Source organism: Methylobacterium iners, assembly GCF_022179305.1.
Lineage (GTDB): Bacteria > Pseudomonadota > Alphaproteobacteria > Rhizobiales > Beijerinckiaceae > Methylobacterium > Methylobacterium iners.
The window spans coordinates 51,353-70,606 of the sequence record NZ_BPQP01000017.1; the positions used below are offsets into that span (position 1 = coordinate 51,353).

General features: G+C 62.4%; 13 protein-coding genes and 1 pseudogene. 1 reads left to right on the plus strand and 13 read right to left on the minus strand.

Going from position 1 to position 19,254, the window contains the following annotated elements:
• Window position 1: 1 nt before the first annotated feature.
• The 5 genes and pseudogenes from MFF55_RS06005 to MFF55_RS06025 form a co-directional block, all read right to left on the minus strand.
• Window positions 2-685: a glutathione S-transferase family protein gene (locus MFF55_RS06005; protein WP_373874732.1), complete on the minus strand. Its 684-nt coding sequence runs from the start codon at window positions 683-685 to the stop codon at window positions 2-4.
• A 243-nt stretch (window positions 686-928) separates the two neighbouring features.
• Window positions 929-1,387 (minus strand): hypothetical protein, encoded by a 459-nt coding sequence (locus tag MFF55_RS06010; RefSeq protein WP_238243178.1) that lies wholly within the window; start codon window positions 1,385-1,387, stop codon window positions 929-931.
• 44 nt (window positions 1,388-1,431) lie between these two features.
• Window positions 1,432-2,234 (minus strand): annotated as a pseudogene (locus MFF55_RS06015) (IS5 family transposase).
• An 821-nt stretch (window positions 2,235-3,055) separates the two neighbouring features.
• Window positions 3,056-3,430: a hypothetical protein gene (locus tag MFF55_RS06020; protein WP_238243179.1), complete on the minus strand. Its 375-nt coding sequence runs from the start codon at window positions 3,428-3,430 to the stop codon at window positions 3,056-3,058.
• Window positions 3,431-4,200: 770 nt separating this feature from the next.
• Window positions 4,201-4,776: a Ros/MucR family transcriptional regulator gene (locus MFF55_RS06025; protein WP_238243180.1), complete on the minus strand. Its 576-nt coding sequence runs from the start codon at window positions 4,774-4,776 to the stop codon at window positions 4,201-4,203.
• Between the two features lie 483 nt (window positions 4,777-5,259).
• Between MFF55_RS06025 and MFF55_RS06030 the strand changes: the two genes are divergently transcribed.
• Window positions 5,260-6,021, plus strand: coding sequence for an alpha/beta fold hydrolase (locus MFF55_RS06030; protein WP_373874733.1), 762 nt, complete (start codon window positions 5,260-5,262; stop codon window positions 6,019-6,021).
• 609 nt (window positions 6,022-6,630) lie between these two features.
• Here MFF55_RS06030 and MFF55_RS06035 read toward each other — a convergent pair.
• From MFF55_RS06035 to MFF55_RS06070, 8 genes are all read right to left on the minus strand, one after another.
• Window positions 6,631-7,020, minus strand: a complete 390-nt coding sequence (locus tag MFF55_RS06035) for a group III truncated hemoglobin (protein ID WP_238243182.1) — start codon at window positions 7,018-7,020, stop codon at window positions 6,631-6,633.
• A gap of 330 nt (window positions 7,021-7,350) precedes the next feature.
• Window positions 7,351-8,877 carry a VOC family protein gene (locus tag MFF55_RS06040; RefSeq protein WP_238243183.1) on the minus strand — a complete coding sequence of 509 codons (1,527 nt, stop codon included), beginning with the start codon at window positions 8,875-8,877 and terminating at the stop codon, window positions 7,351-7,353.
• 757 nt (window positions 8,878-9,634) lie between these two features.
• Window positions 9,635-12,466: a putative bifunctional diguanylate cyclase/phosphodiesterase gene (locus tag MFF55_RS06045; protein WP_238243184.1), complete on the minus strand. Its 2,832-nt coding sequence runs from the start codon at window positions 12,464-12,466 to the stop codon at window positions 9,635-9,637.
• A 129-nt stretch (window positions 12,467-12,595) separates the two neighbouring features.
• Window positions 12,596-13,639, minus strand: a complete 1,044-nt coding sequence (locus MFF55_RS06050; RefSeq protein WP_238243195.1) for a DctP family TRAP transporter solute-binding subunit — start codon at window positions 13,637-13,639, stop codon at window positions 12,596-12,598.
• 332 nt (window positions 13,640-13,971) lie between these two features.
• Window positions 13,972-15,396 carry a glycosyltransferase family 2 protein gene (locus MFF55_RS06055; protein WP_238243185.1) on the minus strand — a complete coding sequence of 475 codons (1,425 nt, stop codon included), beginning with the start codon at window positions 15,394-15,396 and terminating at the stop codon, window positions 13,972-13,974.
• Window positions 15,393-16,448, minus strand: coding sequence for a HEAT repeat domain-containing protein (locus tag MFF55_RS06060; RefSeq protein WP_238243186.1), 1,056 nt, complete (start codon window positions 16,446-16,448; stop codon window positions 15,393-15,395). The genes MFF55_RS06055 and MFF55_RS06060 overlap by 4 nt, the downstream gene beginning before the upstream one ends.
• Window positions 16,449-16,596: 148 nt before the next feature.
• Window positions 16,597-18,870, minus strand: a complete 2,274-nt coding sequence (locus MFF55_RS06065; protein WP_238243187.1) for a tetratricopeptide repeat protein — start codon at window positions 18,868-18,870, stop codon at window positions 16,597-16,599.
• Window positions 18,867-19,247, minus strand: coding sequence for a response regulator transcription factor (locus MFF55_RS06070; protein WP_238243188.1), 381 nt, complete (start codon window positions 19,245-19,247; stop codon window positions 18,867-18,869). Before MFF55_RS06070 ends, MFF55_RS06065 begins: the two co-directional genes overlap by 4 nt.
• Window positions 19,248-19,254: the final 7 nt, after the last annotated feature.

The following is a 19,254-nucleotide window of genomic DNA, read 5'->3' on the forward strand; positions in this document are numbered from 1 at the left end:
CCTAGCCTGTGCGGGTTTCGTAATCGCTCTCAAGCCGTCTGCTGAGCGACTCGTCAATCGCTTCCGCGCGGGCAACTGCGGAGCGCGTCCGGAAGCGTTCGACATATCGCAGCAGCTCGAGCTTCGACGGTACGAGCTTGAGGTTCATGGTCCAGCCGAGCGCTGTGGCCCACAGGACGTCTGCAGCCGTAAACCGTTTGCCGAACAGGTAGGGTCCCTTTCGGACTTGCGATGTTAGCAGGTCCATCAATGCGTCGTAGCTGCCGTATGGCGACATCGACTGAGGTCCCGGACCGCGCTTCATGGCTTGATCGACGACCGCAGGCTCGAAGGAGGAACCGTAGAGAACAAGCCAGCGCAAGTAGCAACCGCGCAGAGGGTCGCCGAGCGCCGGGGCGAGTTTCGCCTCGGGATAGAGGTCAGCGAGATAGATGAAGATGGCCGCCTGCTCGGTGACGACGACATCGCCGTGTTCGATCGCCGGCACCTTCCCGAGCGGATTAATGGACAGGAAGGCGGGCGCCCACTGTTCACCGGCCTTCATGTCGAGCGTGCGTAGCTCGTAGTCAGCCCCAAGCTCCTCTAGAGCCTGTCGTCGCTTGGGGTGGCCGGGAGCGGGAGCGAGGCAGAGGACGTCGTCAGACTGCGTGATAGCTCTTATGGCAGGTCGTCTGGCGGGCGAGATACCAACAAAACCGCGATCTACTAGCCATCACCAGACCGCACCGAAGGCAGTCACAGCGCCGCGGACGGCGAGGGACGCTCGCGGCGGCCCCGACTGACCTACTTGAAAAATCGTGTGGATGCGATGCTCCGATCTCTATCTCGAACACGTCGCCCAACGGGAAGGCGCGATGATAATGCTTGTGCGTTATATTGGCTCGTCCCAGCGCTTTTTAGAATATAAGTTGATAACATATCACCCGTGCTAGGGTATTATTGCGAGATTTATATAATCTCCATTTGGAGCGAACACCTTGGAAATCAAAAAATTCGCAGACGCCCTATAAGAACATCGAGGTCCTTCCATACGATAGATCTTTTGATTATCAATTAAAAACACTTGAGCTGACTTCTTCGATTTATTGACAAATACGATTCCCAATCTCCCTTCATCGACATAGCGATTGTTTGGGAAGAATTTAAGCTGTGCAGCATCTTTTGGTAGTTCACGCGCGAGAACATCAGAGGCAAAAGAGTAATCATCTATGTAACATACTAAGTCCCATTCATCAGGTTTAATCTGAGAAAAATTCGTTGGTTTGTCGATATTTGCTAGTAGAAGATCTGTAAATTTTATGTCATCCCGCGAGATGTCATCGAAAAATAACAAGTATAATATTCCGCCAACTCCTATCGCCGCAACCGATATTAGTGTTTTGATCATTGCGCTCCCCTCGAAATATACAAATACATGCTATCGTTACCAGATTATGTCTTCGAACAGAGCAAGGGTCGGGTCCTGTATCGCTTGAGCCAGTCGATGGTTGCGGCAAGGCAAAGGATACCGACGAAGCTGCAGGCCGTCTTCTCGTAGCGCGTTGCAACTGCGCGCCATTCCTTAAGCCTCGCCTAAAGACGCTCGACCTGATTGCGGTTGTTGTAGATCCAGTTCGGGCAGGCCACGGATGCCTCGTGACGCTGAGGCGGGATCGCTGGCCGAGCGCCCATATCCCAGATGTGCTCGCGAAGGGCATGGCTGGTGCAGCCGCGGTCACCGACGACCCACTTGGGCATGCTTGGCAACTGGTCGAGTAGCGGAACTGCGTGAGGCAGTTCATGAGCCTGACCTGATGCCAGCCGGAAGGCGATGGCGCGGCCCAGCCCGTCCGCGATCACGCACGCCTTAGTGCCATAGCCGCCACGTGATCGGCCAAGAGCTTCACGAGCGTCTCGCTCGGCTGCAGATCCCCCCTTTTGGCGGCCCCGGCCGCCTTCTGGTGTGCGCGCACGTTCGTGCCGTCGAAAAACACCATTCCGAGCTGGACGCCCCGCTCCTGGACGAGGCTGAGGAGCCGTTCCCAGACTCCGGCACGGGACCAGCGAATGAAGATCTGGGCGGCCCGCCACCACGGACACAGGTCCTTTGGAATGGCCCGCCACTTGGCCCCGTTCTGATGCCGCCAAAGGATCGCCGAGAGCGTGCGGCGGAGATCCTGGGGCGGCGTCTTGGCCTTGGGCCGGCACGCCTCAATCAGCGGCTCCAATTCAGACCATTGCGCGTCGCTCAGCATCGCCCCTCCTTCCTCAGGAGGGATAAAACGCAAGCACACCCAATCCGTTTAGGTGACGACAGGCCCTAGCAGGACCTAGATGGCGGCAGCCCTTCTTTGGTATATCTTTGATGCGATGAATATACAAAGGTGGGGTATAGTAAAGGCGCACGGCAATAAAAATATATGGAGCACGGAGTCCTTTATCAGAAAGGCCGAATTTAGGTCGAAGAAGAAAGGTGCGATCAGATAGGCGATCGAGTTCAAGACGAGCAGAATTTGCAATCTACTATTGTTGATATCTGAAATGAGCGCTGGATCGGTCGCCAGAACAATCCTTCTGTACACAAAAAAGTAGTACAAGAACGTAACAGCATAAACCGCCTCTGTGAATACGACATACTTAAAGGTAGTTGGCTTCAAAAATGCCGCAAAGGACGTCAAAAAAAGACAAGCAAAGACGTTAATCATAGTGTGGTATAAGAATGAAAGATGAAAAGCTTCGACGAGCTTCTTCATAGCGCCACCCTTTTAATTCTGCATGTGCCCAAGTCACTGATATGGGAAGCTTTCGTTGGTTCATTCCGCTCCTTGACGCCGAGGTTGGCCTAATTCTCGACCTTGATGCTGGCGTCATCTGCATGATGGGTATGCTCTAGAGAGCCTTTGCCGTCTGCTCCTATCGAGACGAAGTGCGGATGCAGACTATGCTAGCGATGGCAGCAACCATCTTAACACTTTACCAAAGAAAGGATATTCTTCGTGGGCAGATTGCATTCGTCGCCACGATAGATGGCAAGCCGCGCCGCTGTCAGGTCGAAAACTCGCCTGTTCAATTTCTTTTAGGGCCTGAACTTGTCTGATATGGCCTTAAATTCTGTCCGGCTCATACGATCTTTCCATAAGAAGCGACTAACAAGAATAAGAAAAGGGATCAGGAACGGCAGGCTGTAAAACACTGCGAAGAATACAAACGCAACCGGATGTTCATCAAAAGCTATCCAGCCGGCATCATCACCTGCGATGCTGTAAACTAGCCCGAAGCTTGTCAATCTATAGAGATTATACAATGCGAAAATAAGGCAAGCTAATAGGAAAAGCTCGCCCATCGTTTCGCTAAGAACGCCGGGTTTGCTTTGCTTTTTCGCCAGCTTCCAATAGGGGCTTATCCAAAACGCAATCAGGCCTAGAAGGAAGGGTTTCACCAGAGCCCACATAGGTCATCCTAACTTACAATATTCGATATTTCCGAGTGTGTGCTAACACCCTGTTTCCTAAGGCTACTGCCGATCGTCTGAAGCTGCGGCTAATTTGCGGATCGCGGACGGCAACATCAGCGAAGGAAACCAATCTTCTTCAGAGATTGGTCAACGTTCGGCTTCCATGACGCAATCGCACCGACATGCCTGTCCCCGTCCTCACCATACGCAGGAGCTTGCAGGAAATGCGCGCAACCGCCGACGCTTGGGACTTCTGGGAAGCAATCTACGTTTAAACAGTGCTAGGACCGGTTTTCATGGGGGGGAACGGCTGCCTTCATGTGGATCCAGCGTCACGACCGCATCTGATCCGCCGTACGCCCCTGTTCACCCTTGCTCTAGATGGCTCCTGCGCGCGCACCGTGGTGCAAGCGACGACACACCTTAGAAGGGTTAGAACACCGGATGAGCGGGTGCGTGGCGCGTGGTAGAGCGTGATGCGGCGGGAATTGGTCACGGAAAACTCTGTTGATCGATCATCCGAGTGCGGGCACGGCGCGGATTGGCGCGGCGTTTTTCAGCAGCCCTACCTCAATCCACTTTCTTGAACCAAACGGCTTGGACAGAGACACCAACATGGGTCAGCGCCCGTCGACGCCGGCGCTAGATCACACTTGGTTCAGGAGCGATCGGTAATTGCGGACGGGGACTTCAGAAGCGAGAGTGAGCGGCCAAGCGCGTCGACACGGCCGCTCGTAGACATGTTGATGTGATCGACCGCGCTCGCCTTACTCGGCGGCGACGGCGGCCTCAATCTTCTTGCCACGTCCCTTTCCGGGAGTCTTCGCCGTCGATGACGAGGCAGGCCGGCCGCGACGGGCCTTGGGCGCTTCGGCAAGCGTCTCGGTCACCTCCGCAGCCTTCGGCTGCGTCTTGCGGCGCTGCTGTCCCAGACCCAGGTCGCGCGCGAGTGCCGACCGCTGCGCCGAGTAGGCGGCAGCCGTCATTGGGTAATCGGCTGGAAGGCCATACTTGGCCCGGTAGCTCTCAGGCGTCAGCCCCCGTCCCGAGAGGTGGCGCTTGAGCGTCTTGTAAGCTCTGCCATCCTCGAAGCTGATCAGCCCCTCATCGGTGATTGACTTCTTCACCTGCGCAGGCGTGGCCTTCGTCGCCGCGTCTTGAACCGCAGCACTGGGCTGGCCGAGGCCGAGGAGGGCCTGGTGCACGGATTGGAGGAGGTCTGCCAAGCCCGCGGCCGGCACTGGGTTGTTGGCCACGAACGCACAGACGATCTCGGCGGTGAGTTCGATGGAGTTGGTCTGTTTGGCCTGATCGAGGGGTTGAGCTTGTGCGGTGTCTGACATTTGCGCGTCTCGCCTAGGGATCGTAGATACGCAATCTGCCAGAACCTTCATGGAATCAAGCTGTCTGCCAGCATTCACCTTGGACAACGCTGTCGTTCACCACAGCGTGAACGCTTGCTTGGCTGCGGTGTTGCTGCAGACCGACACACCACGCAGTGCAGAACGTTGCAGCGTCGAGCTTCTCCTGGCCAGTCAGTCGTCGTGCGCTCGAACGCTACAAACGCTGCTTTTCTCGCTCGCGCTGAGGAACAGAAAGAAGCGATTGCGTTTCGTGAGACTAGTTCTTCTCGGCACGCAGATCATGACTGGCTATGGTTGAAACGGAAGATGACTGTGTCCCTGCGGTGGATCGTTGTGGCGGCTGGCGGCATCCTGGCCGGCCTAGGCCTGGCTGCTTCCTTAGCTAGGCGGCGGGCCAGCGAGGACCGCAGCACACGTCTTGGACAGCTTGCAGCGACGCACAGCCGCGTTAGCGGTAGGATGATGCATGCCAGAGTCTCGGTCGGCTCTTTCCCGGATGACCGCCTGCCCATAATCCTGGTTCACGGGCTCGGGATGTCGAGCCGTTACATGATCCCCCTCGCGAAGCATCTCGCCCCTTACTTCAGGGTCTACGCTCCCGACCTCCCTGGCTTCGGTCTGAGCGACAAGCCTTGCCGAGCGCTCACGGTTCGCGAGCTCGCCGATGGGCTGGCTGCCTGGATGCGGGTGGTCGGGTTAAAGCAAGCAGCCTTCATCGGCAATTCGCTTGGCTGCGAGGTGTTGGTTGAATTGGCTCTCGTTCACCCGCAACTCGTCGATCGCTTGGTGTTGCAAGGGCCCACGCCGGACCCTGAGGCCCGCGGCCTCATCCGGCAAATCGTCGGGTTTTTCGCCATCGCACCGTTCGAGCGCTGGTCGCTCGCCTGGGTGGCGCTCGCTGATTACGTCCGTGGTGGAGTCAGCCGCTATCTCCTGACTTTGCGCAGTATGGTCGGCAATCACATTGCAGAGAAGGTGCTCCGGGTCACGCAACCAACGCTCGTGGTCTGGGGCACCCGTGACTACATCGTCCCCTATGCATTTGTGGCGCGCCTCGCCAGCTCCCTGCCTCGCGGCCAACTTGCCATCATCCCAGGTGCTGCCCACGGAATAAACTATTCGCATCCTAAGGCGTTCACCGCGGTCCTACTCCCATTCCTCCTTGCCGCACGGAAGATGCCTTTGGCGCAGGACCTAACCCGACCGGCCGGCGCAGGCCGGTAAAGCACCGGCGAGCGTCACAGCCATGCCCTGCCATTTCGATTAGGCCACGCAGGGAGGTCAGCCGTCACCGGATGGATAAAGGCGCGCGCCGAAGCTTCTTCTACCGACATGTTCGCCGAGATGCAGGCTTTCTCAGCATTTTTCAAGCCTACCTTTACAGACAGCATTTTCAGTTAAAGCGGAGCTGTAGGTTTTAAAAGAAGCGTGTGACCCGAGCGGCTGCATCGAACTGCGCTGAATCAGTCAAGCCCTGACCCTGCCCCCTGTAGATTTTGATCTCGTGAGGAGTGCCCTGTTCCCGCAGAAGGCGCTCTACAGCATGGGCATGAGACAACGGGACACTGGGATCCAAAGCGTTATGCAGGATCAAAGTCGGTGGTCAGCGTGGACGTTGCTGGGCAAGCTCATCTAGGGTTATTACCTGCTCTTGGCCCTCACGGACTAAGAGGGATCAGGTGCGGCAGAGACGTAAGCCTGGGGTGCAAAAAGTCAAATGTAAATTTGGTCCAACATCATCAAGACTTTGTCCGCCTCAGTACACAGGTAACGACCCGTGTTCTTCAGCCTGGTGCGGTCGAGTACCAGCTGGCAGGCGCATTTTGCTGGACCTCAGCGATCTTGCCGCAGACTTTCGGGTTTGAAGAACAGACCCGCTTTCAAGCTGTCACCGATCCGGTTCGCACGCTCTGTGAGGTGCATCGCTACGTCGGCGGAAAACAGCTCCCCGGCCGTCTGTTCGAACAGAGCCAGCCAACGAGCAAAATGGGACGGCGTGAGCTCACCAAGTACCTGATGCTTGCCGAACGGATTGCCCTTGTAGCGGCCAGATTTCAGCAGCACTGATGACCAGAAGTCCTGAATGACGGCGAGGTGTCGGGGCCAATCAGCATCGGGGACGACGCGAGCAAAGACGGGCCCAATCAGGGGATCGCGCTGAACCTTAGCGTAGAAGGCCGCGAGGAAGCTGTGGAGGCTTGCTTCCGTGAGCGTGTCATGCATGCGGGCGTCTTGCGGCATTTGGATCTGTCAGCTGCGTCGGACTGAAGTTTTTTACGGTCCGCTTTACGTTTGCTTTTGAGCTTAGCGCAGACAGGGCTTCTACGACCATGTTAGGTCGGAAGCCGAACGTCCGCTTCTGGGCGTCGGCTCCACTTCCGCCTTCCCTCTTCCTCTAAAGTACAGAAAGGCCGCCTGCGGGCAGTCTGATCCTGATCCGTGGCAAGTCTTGGCCGAAAGGGTTCGATCTGCTCTGGCCTCGCTGCCTGAGTAATCGGTCACTAGCCGACCAGCAGCGCCTCGCTCGCGAATGTTTCTGGGACGGACCTGGTCCTAGTTCAACGAAAGAGTTCGCGTAATCCATTCAGATGCCTCGGTGACGTCCGTGCCAGTCAGTTCATGGCCTGTCAGGAGGGCCCTAAAATCCACGCGGGCACCACGCGCCCTAAGAGCATCCGCCAACTCTGTTCCGTCGCGAGCGTACGGGTCGTTACGTCCACTGATCACCAGCACGTCGGTGTCCGAGAGATCTGCAGCAGGCGGGTTCTCCAGGGCCTGCATCCCGCGTAGCAACGTTGCCCGGCGCACGAGTCCCGGATGCAACTGAATGAATGCCGCCAGGAAGTTAGCGCCGTTGGAGTAGCCGAGGAAAACGAGCCTGTCGGCGCTGAGCCCGTAACCCGTCACGGCGCCTTCGACAAAGGCAGCGAACGCTTCCGCTTCGCTGCGAATGTCGGCCCGATCGAACGTCGTGGCATCGAGACGGCAGAACCAACGATTGGTACCCTCCTCAGTCGCCCGCCCACGCACGCCCAAAAGACTTGAGCGCGGGGCGATGCGGCGGGCGATCGGCATCAGATCAGCCTCGTTCCCGCCGGTGCCGTGCAGCAAGACGAGGGTCGTGCCGTCGGGCTCCTTCGGCCGGTTGAAGCGGTGAACGAAGGGGAGTTCGCGAACAGGAAATCGTTCTTCGCCAGGAAGGGCGAATTGAGGCAGCATCGCCCTCAGATCCTCGGCGCGATCAGCCTCATGCGGCGGGAGAAATAGAGTACGGCCAAGCTCGCCGGGCGCTTCGTCGACGGTCATGCCTGGCCCATCGGTCGCGTATTCCATCAAGATGCCGACCGGATCGCGCACGTAGAGCGACAGGAAGTACTTCCGGTCGTGAACCTCCGTCGGTCCGTGCCCTTCCAGCGAAAGTCGCATGGAGCGAACGGCGTCGACGTCGCGTGCGCGGAAAGCCACGTGATCGGGTACTCCGGCCCCCGCTACGGACGGCACGAAGCCCGAGACTTCCCGGATGTCGAGGATGTCGGTGTCGGAGATCATGCGCTGGGTCATGCCGGTGTTCCCGCTGTTAGTGTAGCCGAAGCGCGACACGAAGCCTGCTGTCTCCGAGGCCCTGTCGGTCAAGAGCGTGACGCCGCGCAGGCGGGTGGGCGCACCGTTCAGGGGAGCAGGCGTTGCCATCTCGGCACCGACCAGCTTCACGATCAGCCCGTCCGGATCCTTCAAACGGAGGACCGGCTCTCCGAACTCACGAGACGGCCCCTCATGCGGGATGCCGACGGTCAGGGCCCGAGTGAGCCAGTCACCCATGGAACCGGGCGCTACCGCCAACCCCAATTCGGAGACCTGCCCGATCCCGGTGCGGCCACGGCCGGCTGCCTCCCAGACGAGGAAGGTCAGCAAAGAGCCCGGGCTGCCGAGCCCGTCGCCGTAGATGAGATGCAGCTGCTCTGCGTCCGCGTAGCCTCCCGTCTGCTTCACCAGCCTGAACCCAAGAAAGCCGGCGTAGAAATCGACGTTCGCCTGCACGTCGGCGGTGATGCCAGTGAAGTGGTGGATGCCGCTCGTCATTCTCTTGCTACCTTGCCGGAAAGTCCGTGCGGCGTCGTGCAATTCGCAACCCGGTTCTTTGACTGAACAGCCTCCAGAGTTTGTCGAGCCTGCTTCGGCGTTTGGCAATACCGCGACACTCGGCTGGCCCCCGGGATTGTCCACTACCTGACGACGCCCTGGCGAGTCTGTGTGATAGCGTGGGCGCAAAGCGGAATGTCCGCTTCTGGGCTCGGATTCAACTTTCTCGCCCCACCAATAGCAGAAGTCCGGTTCATTTCGGTTCTGCGGCGATTGCGTTGAAAACCTCGGGACGCCGTTGAAGTGGCACATTTGACGAAGCGAGCAGGAGCAGGACACTCCTCTGGATCTCTGAAGATCCGTTTATAGCGACAGAGCTTTATCTTGGAGAGATGGTTATTCCTCTGCGTGATGAGCCGGTTGCGGTCAAAGTGGCCACCGCCGAGTTTTTCAACACAATCCGCCACCAGCGGACCTTGACGTTGCACCCAGAAGCAGACGTTCCGCCTTCAACCCATCTCGGCGAGACATGCTGCAGTCCGGTAGTCATAAAATTGGACCGTCGTCCGCGAAGCGGAGCGCCCTACGCTGTGGCACACCAAATGACAGTCAATCTTCTTTCTGGTTGCAAACTCCCGGTCTTCTACGATGCTTCAACGTAACCTGGACCTATAAATGTGCGGTCGTCAATATCTGACCGCGGCACTTGCGCAGTGGCTTCCACAGCTTTCACCGGAAGCCTGCCAAACAATTTAGGTTAGGCTACATCTTTCATCGAGCGCCCGATTGACCTGACTAAACCAAGCGCCTCGTTCGCTGGCCTTGCCTGGCTAAATAGATAACCTTGCGCCTGTGTGCATCCCTGCGCTCTCAACGTCGCGAGCTGCTCATGAGTCTCAACCCCCTCGGCCGTCGTTACCATGCCGAGATCAGCCGCCAAGCGCGTGACGGCGCGTATGATCGCCAGGGAGCCTTCCGTCACGCTCAAGTCCCGGACGAAGGTGCGATCAATCTTGATCTTGTCGAAAGGGAATTTGCGCAAGTAGCTCAGCGATGAATAGCCTGTTCCGAAATCGTCCATGGCGATGCGGACCCCGAGTTCTTTGAGCTGACGCAAAGTGGCGAGGGTGGCGTCCGTGTCGAACAACATCGCGGTTTCGGTGATCTCCAACTCCAACCGGCTTGGCGCCAGTCCGGATGCCCCTAAGGCTCCGACCACGTCGAGAACGAGCTGCCGATTCCTGAACTGTACGGGCGACAGGTTCACGGCTACGCTGAGCGGTGCAGGCCATGCCGCGGCCGCGGCGCAAGCCTCACGCAGCACCCAGGCGCCGATTGAGCCGATAAGACCGAGCTCTTCGGCCAATGGGATGAACTGGTCCGGGGGCACTTGGCCCCGCGTTGGATGATCCCACCGCAGAAGCGCCTCGAAGCCGGACACCTCCCCCGCCTCCAATTCGACGAGGGGTTGAAAGTGCACGGCGAATTCACCCCGGCCAAGCGCCTGGCGGAGATGGATTTCCAGGCCACGCCTGAGTTGCATTTTCGCGTTCATGCCGGCTTCGAAGAATCGAAATGCGCCTCGACCGTCGCCCTTCGCCTGGTAGAGCGCCATATCGGCGCTCTTCAGAAGACCATCCGCTTCAATCCCATCGTCCGGCGCCACGGCGATGCCAATAGAGGTCCCGATGTCGACGCGATGCCCGTCGAGGTCGAACGGCGATCCGATGGTCTCGATGATCCGCCGAGCGAGCGCGGTCGCTCCAACCGGCTGGTCGCCAGCAACTTGTAGGATCACGAACTCGTCGCCGCCCAGGCGCGCAAGAATGTCGGTGTCGCGCATGCAACCGCGAAGACGCTCGGCAACGGACTTCAGCAGCGTATCCCCGACCGAGTGCCCCAGCGTATCGTTGACGGCCTTGAAGCGATCGAGGTCAAGGCAAAGCACCGCGAGAGAATCTCCACGCTTGGCGCGTATCAGCGCCCTATCCATCTCCTCTCGAAAAAGGACGCGGTTCGCTAAACCCGTGAGGCCATCGTGATGCGCCATGTGGGCGATGCATGCTTCGGCGGCTCTGCGCTCCGTCACGTCTTCGTAGGTGGATACCCAACCCGCGCCGGTCATGGGCTGGTAACGAACTGCGATGGCCCGTTCACCGGTCAACTCGTCATGCTGACCGCTGGCATCAAGCCGGGAAATGAACCCCTGCCGATCCGCATAGGCTTGTTCCGCGCTTTGGCCTGGAAAGTTGCCGGCCTCGACGGAAAGGGCAACGACCTCACGGAATGTCATGCCGATCTTTATCCGATCGGGCGGGAGGCCGACGATCTCACAGAAGCGACGATTGAAAACCGTCAAATGCTCACGGGCGTCGTACATCGTGAGGCCTTGCGACATGTTTTCGAGGGCCGCTCCGAAGCGGAGATTGGTTCCCCGCAGTTCGGTTTCACGCTCGTGAAGGCTGACTAGGTTATTGCGGAAGACTGCGACCGCCGCCTCCATAGCCGCGACCTCGGTCAATCGGCTGCCGACCGGCTTGGAAGCTGTAATATTGCCATTGGCGAGCGCAGCGGTGGCAGCTGTGATGCGGCGTACAGGGTCGACCAAGCCGCGCAGCAGCACCACTACCGCCGCCATGACAAGGCAGACCGAGAGCAGGGCGAGCCCGAGACTGACTAACATTCGGCGAAGTGCCGCGCTCACCGCGCCTTCGCCCTGCGCCGATGCCTCGCTGATCAGCGCCTCGCGCACGGGTACGAGCAGCCCGAGCGCAATCTTGGTCCAGCGGCGATACTGCGCATGGCTGAGAGGGGGCTCCGCCCCTGCGACTGCGGTCTTGGCGAGCTCACGATACCAGGGTTCCTCCTGGACGAAGAAGCGCTTTTCGGTGATTTTCACCGCCTCGACCAAGCCCGGTGTTGGCCTTGCAGCAGCGATGCCGCGCTGGATCCTGTCCCAGGCTCCTGCCAAGCGGCCGGTGAGGATCAGAAGTTCGTCCTTCTGGGCGGGAGACACACCCTGTCCACCGGTCCACAGACTCAGAAGTTGTCCACGCCGGCCAGCAATCGCGCGGAGGTCGTTGCTGCCACGCGCCAGACCAACCAGGACTCCGGTCGACGGGCTTGCGAGCGTAATGGCGCGCTCAGCTCGGGACATCTCCGCGTCCAGGGATTCGATCAGCCGAGCGAATTGTTCGGAGGGCGCGCGGAAGCTCGCACGATTTCTGACCACCTCCATCGCCCTGATACGCGTCGCGCTCAGGATCTCTTGCGTTTGATTAATCAAAGCCGTGCTTGCACCCGCCTCCAGCAGGGCGCTTCGCGTGTGGGCCAGGGCAAGGTCAGTGGCGGCGGCGCCGCGGGCCAAAATCTCAAAATCCGGCGTGACGGCGAGCCCTTGAGCCTGAAGTTCACCGCGCTCCAACATCAGGGCGGCCGAGGCACGCATCGCTTCGGCCACTGCCCTGGTTTCGCGCGTGACGACCTGCGCCGAACGCCAAGCCGTCCACGCCTGGACGACGTCATGGCCGGACGCGGCTAGGCCGGGGAGGACGAGGGTGATGCAACCTGCAAGGAACGCAGAGCGCATGTTCAGTGCTCGCCTGGGCGCTTGCCCCGCGCCAACGGGCGGCAAGTGTGGGGAGTCGGATTCCTGGGCTGCATACGCTGAGACGCGTTTGTCGAAGCATCGGTCGAAAACGCGTTTGATCATGACGCGTCAGCCTCGATTTCCGGTCGCCGTAGGAACCGCCTCGATTCGGGAAACCAAGTCGGGGCCAAACTCCGTGGCGAAATTCGACCAGGTCGGCTCGAGTGCGGCTCGGAACGCCGCTCGATTAACCATGGAGACAACCTGCATGCCGGACGCGCGCAAGATATCGACGCCCTCGCGATCGTCGCGCCCCGCCCTCTGACGCGACGCCGCACCTCCGGCATGCGCAGCCTCAAGAAAGACGCCGCGCTCTTTCGCGCCAAGACTGCTCCAAGCGTCCTTCGACATGAAAATGACGGCGTTGGAGTAGATGTGCCCGGTCAAGGTCAGGTGTTGTTGCACCCGATCAAACTCCGCCGCCCGAATGACCGCGATAGGGTTTTCCTGACCGTCGAAGCGGCCGGACTCCAACGCGCCGTAGAGCGCCGGGAACGCCATGGGCGCAGTATCGACGCCGAGCTGACGAAAGCAGCGCAACATCACGTCCGACTGGGGGACGCGCATCTTGAGGCCGCGCAGGTCCTCCGGCGTGTGGATCGGACGGAGAGAGTTGGTGATATGGCGCATCCCATTCTCGCCCCAAGCTAACGCCACCAAGTCGTGCTGACGAAACCTGTCGAGCATGGTCCGGCCGATCGGTCCATCTAATACAGCGTGAGCGTGGGCTGCGTTGCGAAACAGAAAAGGCAGGTCGAGGATGCCGAAACCTGGTGCAACGTTTGCGAACACAGCTCCGGTGATGAAGGCGAGATCGAGCTCACCCTTGCGGAGCGCCTCGATCATCTCGAGTTCACCACCGAATGCGCCGCCCGGATATTGGTCGATCCGCCACGCACCGTCCGTTGCGGATTTGGTCCTTCGGGCGAACTCGTCCGCCCCAGCTCCGAGTTGGGAGTCGTGGTCGAACAGATAACTCATCTTGAGGGCACGCCCCGTCCCGGCCGCATGCACGATGCGCGGAGCACCAAGCGCCGCTAAGGCACCCACGCCGCTGCGAAGCAGGTCGCGGCGACCAAGCGCGGCTGACGCAGCTCCCTGTACCTTCAGCATCTGCACGACCCGCTCGGTGCGATTGGCCTGAGATCGACAGGTAAGCTTGGTCGTATGAAATATAACGCAAGGTAAAAGAGCTGGAAAAATCTTTCGGACATCTCCAACCGCAAACTGCGACTCCGCTCCCACGCCGCCCTAAACTGGGAAAGAATGCTCCTACCGGGTTGGTCTGTCCGCTGCAGGAAATGGTCAAGCTTTGGCGGTCAGAGCGGCGTGCTGACTTCGGTTTCATGGTGCTGAACCAGAAAGGCACGACCGGGATTGGTGGTTTCGCGCTCGTCTGCTGTGGGGCAGGAGGTTCGCGAAGCAGACCCGAAGTATGCGTGCCTCTAGGTATGCCGGAAGCCGACCCGGGACATCACGCCCCAGCCCTGGTGGCCGCGCAGGTACTGCCAAAGGCCGCGCAGGCGCCAGAGGTTGCTGATCTGACGGTAGCCGAAATTCTCAACGACCGCGACGAGGGTCAAGAGCGCCAGGTCCGAGATGCGGGGCACCCGCTGCAGCTCGATCTCTTCCAGTATCAGCGAGGCAACGCTGACGAAGATCCCGAACACGAAGGTGAGCGCCAGGAAGGCGAGCAGGTAATCGACGGAGAGCAGGCCGAGGAACCACAGCATCGGCACCAGAAGGTAGCCGAGCACCTCGATGGGTGGGCCGAGGACGTCGACGATAAGGACGTGGCCGAAGCCGACCACGCCGATGCGCCCGTATTTCGGACGGAAGAGCATGTCGCCGTGCCGGAAGAAGGTCTCCAGGGCTCCGCGCTGCCAGCGGCTGCGCTGCCGGCCGAGCACGCGCCAGGATTCGGGCGCCTCAGTCCAGCAGACGGGCTCGGGCACGAAGGTGATGCGGTAATCCTGCCTCCGGTCGCGCATGTAGCGGTGGATCTTGACGACGAGCTCCATGTCCTCGCCGACGGTGCCGTGGCTGTAGCCACCCACCGCGATCGCGGTCTGGCGCTTGAACAGGCCGAAGGCGCCCGAGATGATGGTCAGTGTGCGCATTCGGCTCCAGGCGAGCCGCGCCATCAGGAAGGCGCGCAGGTACTCCACCGTCTGGAACAGCCCAAGCAGACTGCGCGGCAGCCCGAATGAGAGCACCCGCCCGCGCTCGATGCGGCAGCCATTGGCGATGCGGATAGTGCCGCCCACCGCCACCGTGCGGACGGGATCGTCGATGAAGGGCTGGGCCGCGCGCAGCAGCGCGTCGCTCTCCAGGATCGAATCCGCGTCGACCGCGCAGAAAATCGGAAAGCGCGACAGCGTGATGCCGGCGTTCAGTGCGTCGGACTTGCCCCCGTTCGCCTTGTCGACGACGACAAGCTTCGGGTACTGCGGCGAGCCGTAGACGCAGCGCAGCGGTTGGTGGGGCACGGCTTCCGAATAGTGCCGGATCACGGGCTTGAGCCCGAACCCGTCGATCATCGCCTGCAGGGTCCCGTCGGTCGAGCCGTCGTTGACGGCGATGACCTCGAAATCGGGGTAGTTCAGCGCAAGCATCGAGCTCAGGGAATCGACGATGGAGAGCTCCTCGTTGTAGGCGGGCACGAGGAGGGAGATCGGCGGGCTGATATCGGCGTAGCGCCGCCAGAGCAGGCCGGCCCGTTTCTCGGGCCGCTGGGTGGCGAGTTCCTGCATCGCGAGCACGAGTTGCAGCACGTAGAGCCCGTTCTGGGCGAGCCCCGTCGCGATCACGATGAAGAGCACCGTATCGAGCGTCGAGGCGACGATGATCTCGGGTGATGGCATGATCATGCGGCGCTCCTGTTGCGCTCGGCCAGAATGTGCGTGGCGGTCTGTCCGAGCGTGGTCTGCGCGGCGATCGCGGCCATCTCGTTGAGGGCCTCGATGCCGAGGTCGCCGAGCTTGGCCAGGGCCTCGCCAGCGCGGTGGCGGACCCACCAGTTCTCGTCGAGGAGGAGCGCGCACAAAGCCGGCCCGAGCTCGATGGTCCCCAAGCGCCCCACCGCCTCGGCGGCCTTGGACCGCACCTCCCAGCGATCGTCGGTGAGATAGCGGCCGATCGTCGGCGCGCCGTCGGGATGGCCGAGCGTGCCGAGGTTGCGCGCCACTGCGACGCGGATGTCCGCCGAGGGCGAGGCTTCGAGGGAGAGCAGCAGCTCGAGGGTGCCCGGCAGTCCCGTCTGCGTCACCGCGTCGAGCGCCACGGTCCGGACCCGGTCGCTCAAGGCCTCGTCGAGCACGACGTCCACGAGGGCGTCGGGCCGCTGCGCGGCGAAACGGTTGAGGACGAGTTCGATGCGCCGCGAGCTGCCGAAGCGGCCCAGCCGCTCCAGCAGGCGCTCGTCGAGGGTGAGCTCGCTGCCGAAGCCCGCGAGCGTGGCGGCCGCGGCGAAGCTGACGTCGTCCTGCACGTCCGAGACCGCCAGGCGCAGGGCCTCGGTGGTCTTCGGCGAGGGAAACCAGATCAGCGCCTCCGCGGCGTCGAGCCGGTCGCGCACCGGTCCCTTGCGCAGCGCCCGGCGGATCCACTCGCCGATGCCGGCTTCCTCCGCCAGAGCGGCGAGGCGGAGCTGGCCGTCTCCCCTGACGATCTCGAAGACCTCCGTCAGGAGGCCCGTCGCGAGCCGGCCGTCGCGGGCGAGCGACCGCCGGATCGCGGCGCCGTTCTCCGCGCCTCCGTCCTCGAGCCAGCCGAGGAGGGCGAGCAGGAGCATCTCGCGCTGCTCCGCTTTCCGCCGGGCCCGGCGCCCGCTGACGGCGCGCGTCAGGATGAGCACCAGCATCGTCGCCAGCGAGACCGCGGCGAAGCCCAGTGAGACGGTCCAGATACCCGAGAGCAGCAAGGCGACGATCGACCCCGTTCAAGGGATCACCCTCCCAGGGCGGACTTAAGGAAGCCGCGCGAGTCCGGCGCGGCCGTCGGCGCCTCGCCCGGAAAGCTGCGCTTAGCGCCACCAAATGGTGAACGGGGCCGAAGGGCGGTGCCCCGATTCAGAACCGCGTGGTCAACCCGACATTCACGCTATTGCGGTCGTAAGACTTCACCCGGTCCTCGTGGGCGGCGGAAACCTTGATGCTGAAGGTCTCGTCGATGTCGTAGACCGCGCCCCCGAAAAGCGCGCGGGCCGGGAAGACCCGGCCGTCGGAGGCGTCTGGCGCGTCGGCCCAACCGATGAAGAAGGTGAGATCGTCGCGCGCCTGGATGTCGGCCTTGACGAGGTAGCCGCCGAACTTGTCGATCCGCCCGCGGACGAAGGAGGTGCCGTCGATCCCGCGCTGGGTCACCTGGACGTCGGCGAGGGTGCCGATCGCCTTGGCCGAGAGCCAAAGGCGGCCACCGAGCATGTATTGCGTGATGCCGGGGCTCGCGCTGACGACCTCGGCGGTGGCGTACTTGGCGTAGCCGGCGTCGAGAGTCAGAAGGGTCGCACCGAAGGTGCCGAACCCTTGGGAGACCCGGATGGTACCGCCGGTCTCGACGAAGACGTCCGGCCGATAATCCGCGTCGGGGGCGCCGCCGAGCCGCAGGTAGCTCGTCCAGGCATCCGACCAGCGGTGGTCGACGCGGGCGTCGATGAGGGTGTTGACCCGGCCGAAGCGCTCCGTGACCTCGACGCCGCCCGCAAGCGTGGTGCGCTCGTTCAGCCGGTAGCCGAGGTTGATCCGGCCCTCCCGCCAGTCGGAATTGCCCTTGGTCAGGGTGCTGTAGGACCCGTCGATGTCGAGGCGCCAGCGCGGCCGGATCTTCTGCGCGATCCGCGCCTGGATCTCGGCGGAAGCCGGATCGGCGGCGGCCGCCTGCACGTAGATGCCGCGCGCCTCGGCATCCCGCAGGGTCCCGCGCAAGGAATCGCCGAGGCCGAGGAGGATGTCCGTGTCCTTGGGCAGACGCAGGGAGAGCGAGCGGAAGGCGACCTCCGCCTCCGCCGGCTCGCCCCGCGCCAGGGTCACCCGCGCGGCGAGCGCCTGCGCCTCGGTGTTGTCAGGCTGCTTGGCCAGCACCCGGTCGAGGCGGGGCCCGGCGTCGTCGAGCCGGTTCTCGTAGAGATCGACCCGGGCGAGGCCGATCGTGGCGTCGTCGGCCGTCGGGGCGACGGCCAGCGCCGCCTCGAAATCCCGGCGGGCGTCGGTGAAGCGGGTCTTGCCCTGGAAGGCGGTGACGGAGCCCGCCGCGATCAGGAGGTCGGAATCCTTCGGGCGGGTGGCGAGCAGGCCGCGATAGATGCCTTCCGCCTCCCAGAATTTGCCGGCCTTGCGCAGGGCGCTGGCCGCGTCGAGCTTCGCCTTGACGACCGCCTGTGCGCGAACCCGCGCGGCCTCGATCCGGGCCGCCTCGCGCCTTGCCTCGGCCTGCTGGGCCTCGACCTCGAGGGCGGAAGCGGCCTTGGCGATCTGGGCGCGAAGCGCCAGCGCCTCCCGGTTCTTCGGCTCCCGGGCGAGCAGGAGTTTGAGCTCGCGCTCGGCCTCCGCGGGCCGCTTCTCGTAGAAGGCGAGGCGAGCGAGGCCGAGCCTCGCATCGCCGTAGGCCGGGGCGAGTTCGAGGGCGCGGCGGAAGGCGACGCCAGCCTCGCGGAACCGGCGGGGGGCGATCAGCGCCTGGCCGAGCTCGACCTGCGCGTCGGAATCCTCAGGCGCCAGGGCGGCGGCCTGGCTGAACCGCTCGACGGCCAGGTCGAAGCGCCCTGCCCGGCGGGCCGCCTGGCCTTCGAGGAACAGGCGCTGCGTCTCGGTGCGGGCCGGCGCCTCGCTGCGCGACGGACCGCCCTCGGTACCGCGCAGCGCCGGTCCCTCCTGGGCAAGCGTTCCCTGGGCGGGCGGGGGCGCGCGGGCGGCGTCGAGCTGCCCCTGCAGCACCTTGAGCTCCGAGGCCTCAGCGCCTCCCTGCCGCAGAACTTTCAGCTCGCGCTCGGCCTCGTCGAGGTCGCGGGTCGCGAGCGCGACACGGACGAGCCCGAACCGGGCCTCGTCGTAGGTCGGAGCGATGGCGAGCGCCCGACCGAACGCGGTCCGCGCCTCGGCGAAGCGCTGCTTGGCGAAGAGCGCGAGGCCGAGCTGGAGTTGCGTGTCGGCATCGTCCGGCGCCAGCCCGGCCGCCCGGGTCAGGCTCTCGATCGCCTGGTCGACGCGCCCGGATTGCCGCGCCTCGGTGCCCTCCCGGTACAGCCGCTCGGCGACCGCCCCGTCCTGGGCGAGCGCCCGCCCGGCGCCAAGCGGGGTGAGGTCGGCGGCGAGCGCGAGCGCGAGGATCGTGAGCGCACGCATCATACCCGGCCGATGGGCAGCAGGCGCGCGATGCGGGAGGCCAGCTCCTCGGGGATGAAGGGCTTGACGAGGTAGTCTGCGGCGCCCGTGTCCAGCGCCCGCACGATGTCCTGCTCGAGCTTGCGCGCGGTCAGCATCACCACCGGCATGGCGGCGAGCTCCGGATCGCCCTTGAGGCGGCGCAGCACCTCGAATCCGTCGACGCCCGGCATCATCGCGTCGAGTACGGCGAGGCCCGGGCGCTCGATCTCGATGAGGTGCAAAGCCTGATCGCCGTCCACCGCGGTGACGATGCGGTAGCCGCGGCTCTTCAGCTTCATCTCGACGATGGAGCGGGTGATGTTGTCGTCGTCGGCAACGAGGACGAGGGGTGCGGCCATGGCGATC

What these genes read in the sequence shown, in the direction of transcription:
- MFF55_RS06045 (WP_238243184.1), bottom strand. Translation starts at nt 12,466, where the DNA reads ATGCGCTCTGCGTTCCTTGCAGGTTGCATCACCCTCGTCCTCCCCGGC.
- MFF55_RS06050 (WP_238243195.1), bottom strand. Translation starts at nt 13,639, where the DNA reads ATGCTGAAGGTACAGGGAGCTGCGTCAGCCGCGCTTGGTCGCCGCGAC.
- MFF55_RS06020 (WP_238243179.1), bottom strand. Translation starts at nt 3,430, where the DNA reads ATGTGGGCTCTGGTGAAACCCTTCCTTCTAGGCCTGATTGCGTTTTGG.
- MFF55_RS06055 (WP_238243185.1), bottom strand. Translation starts at nt 15,396, where the DNA reads ATGATCATGCCATCACCCGAGATCATCGTCGCCTCGACGCTCGATACG.
- MFF55_RS06040 (WP_238243183.1), bottom strand. Translation starts at nt 8,877, where the DNA reads ATGACGAGCGGCATCCACCACTTCACTGGCATCACCGCCGACGTGCAG.
- MFF55_RS06070 (WP_238243188.1), bottom strand. Translation starts at nt 19,247, where the DNA reads ATGGCCGCACCCCTCGTCCTCGTTGCCGACGACGACAACATCACCCGC.
- MFF55_RS06010 (WP_238243178.1), bottom strand. Translation starts at nt 1,387, where the DNA reads ATGATCAAAACACTAATATCGGTTGCGGCGATAGGAGTTGGCGGAATA.
- MFF55_RS06035 (WP_238243182.1), bottom strand. Translation starts at nt 7,020, where the DNA reads ATGCATGACACGCTCACGGAAGCAAGCCTCCACAGCTTCCTCGCGGCC.
- MFF55_RS06065 (WP_238243187.1), bottom strand. Translation starts at nt 18,870, where the DNA reads ATGATGCGTGCGCTCACGATCCTCGCGCTCGCGCTCGCCGCCGACCTC.
- MFF55_RS06030 (WP_373874733.1), top strand. Translation starts at nt 5,260, where the DNA reads ATGCATGCCAGAGTCTCGGTCGGCTCTTTCCCGGATGACCGCCTGCCC.
- MFF55_RS06025 (WP_238243180.1), bottom strand. Translation starts at nt 4,776, where the DNA reads ATGTCAGACACCGCACAAGCTCAACCCCTCGATCAGGCCAAACAGACC.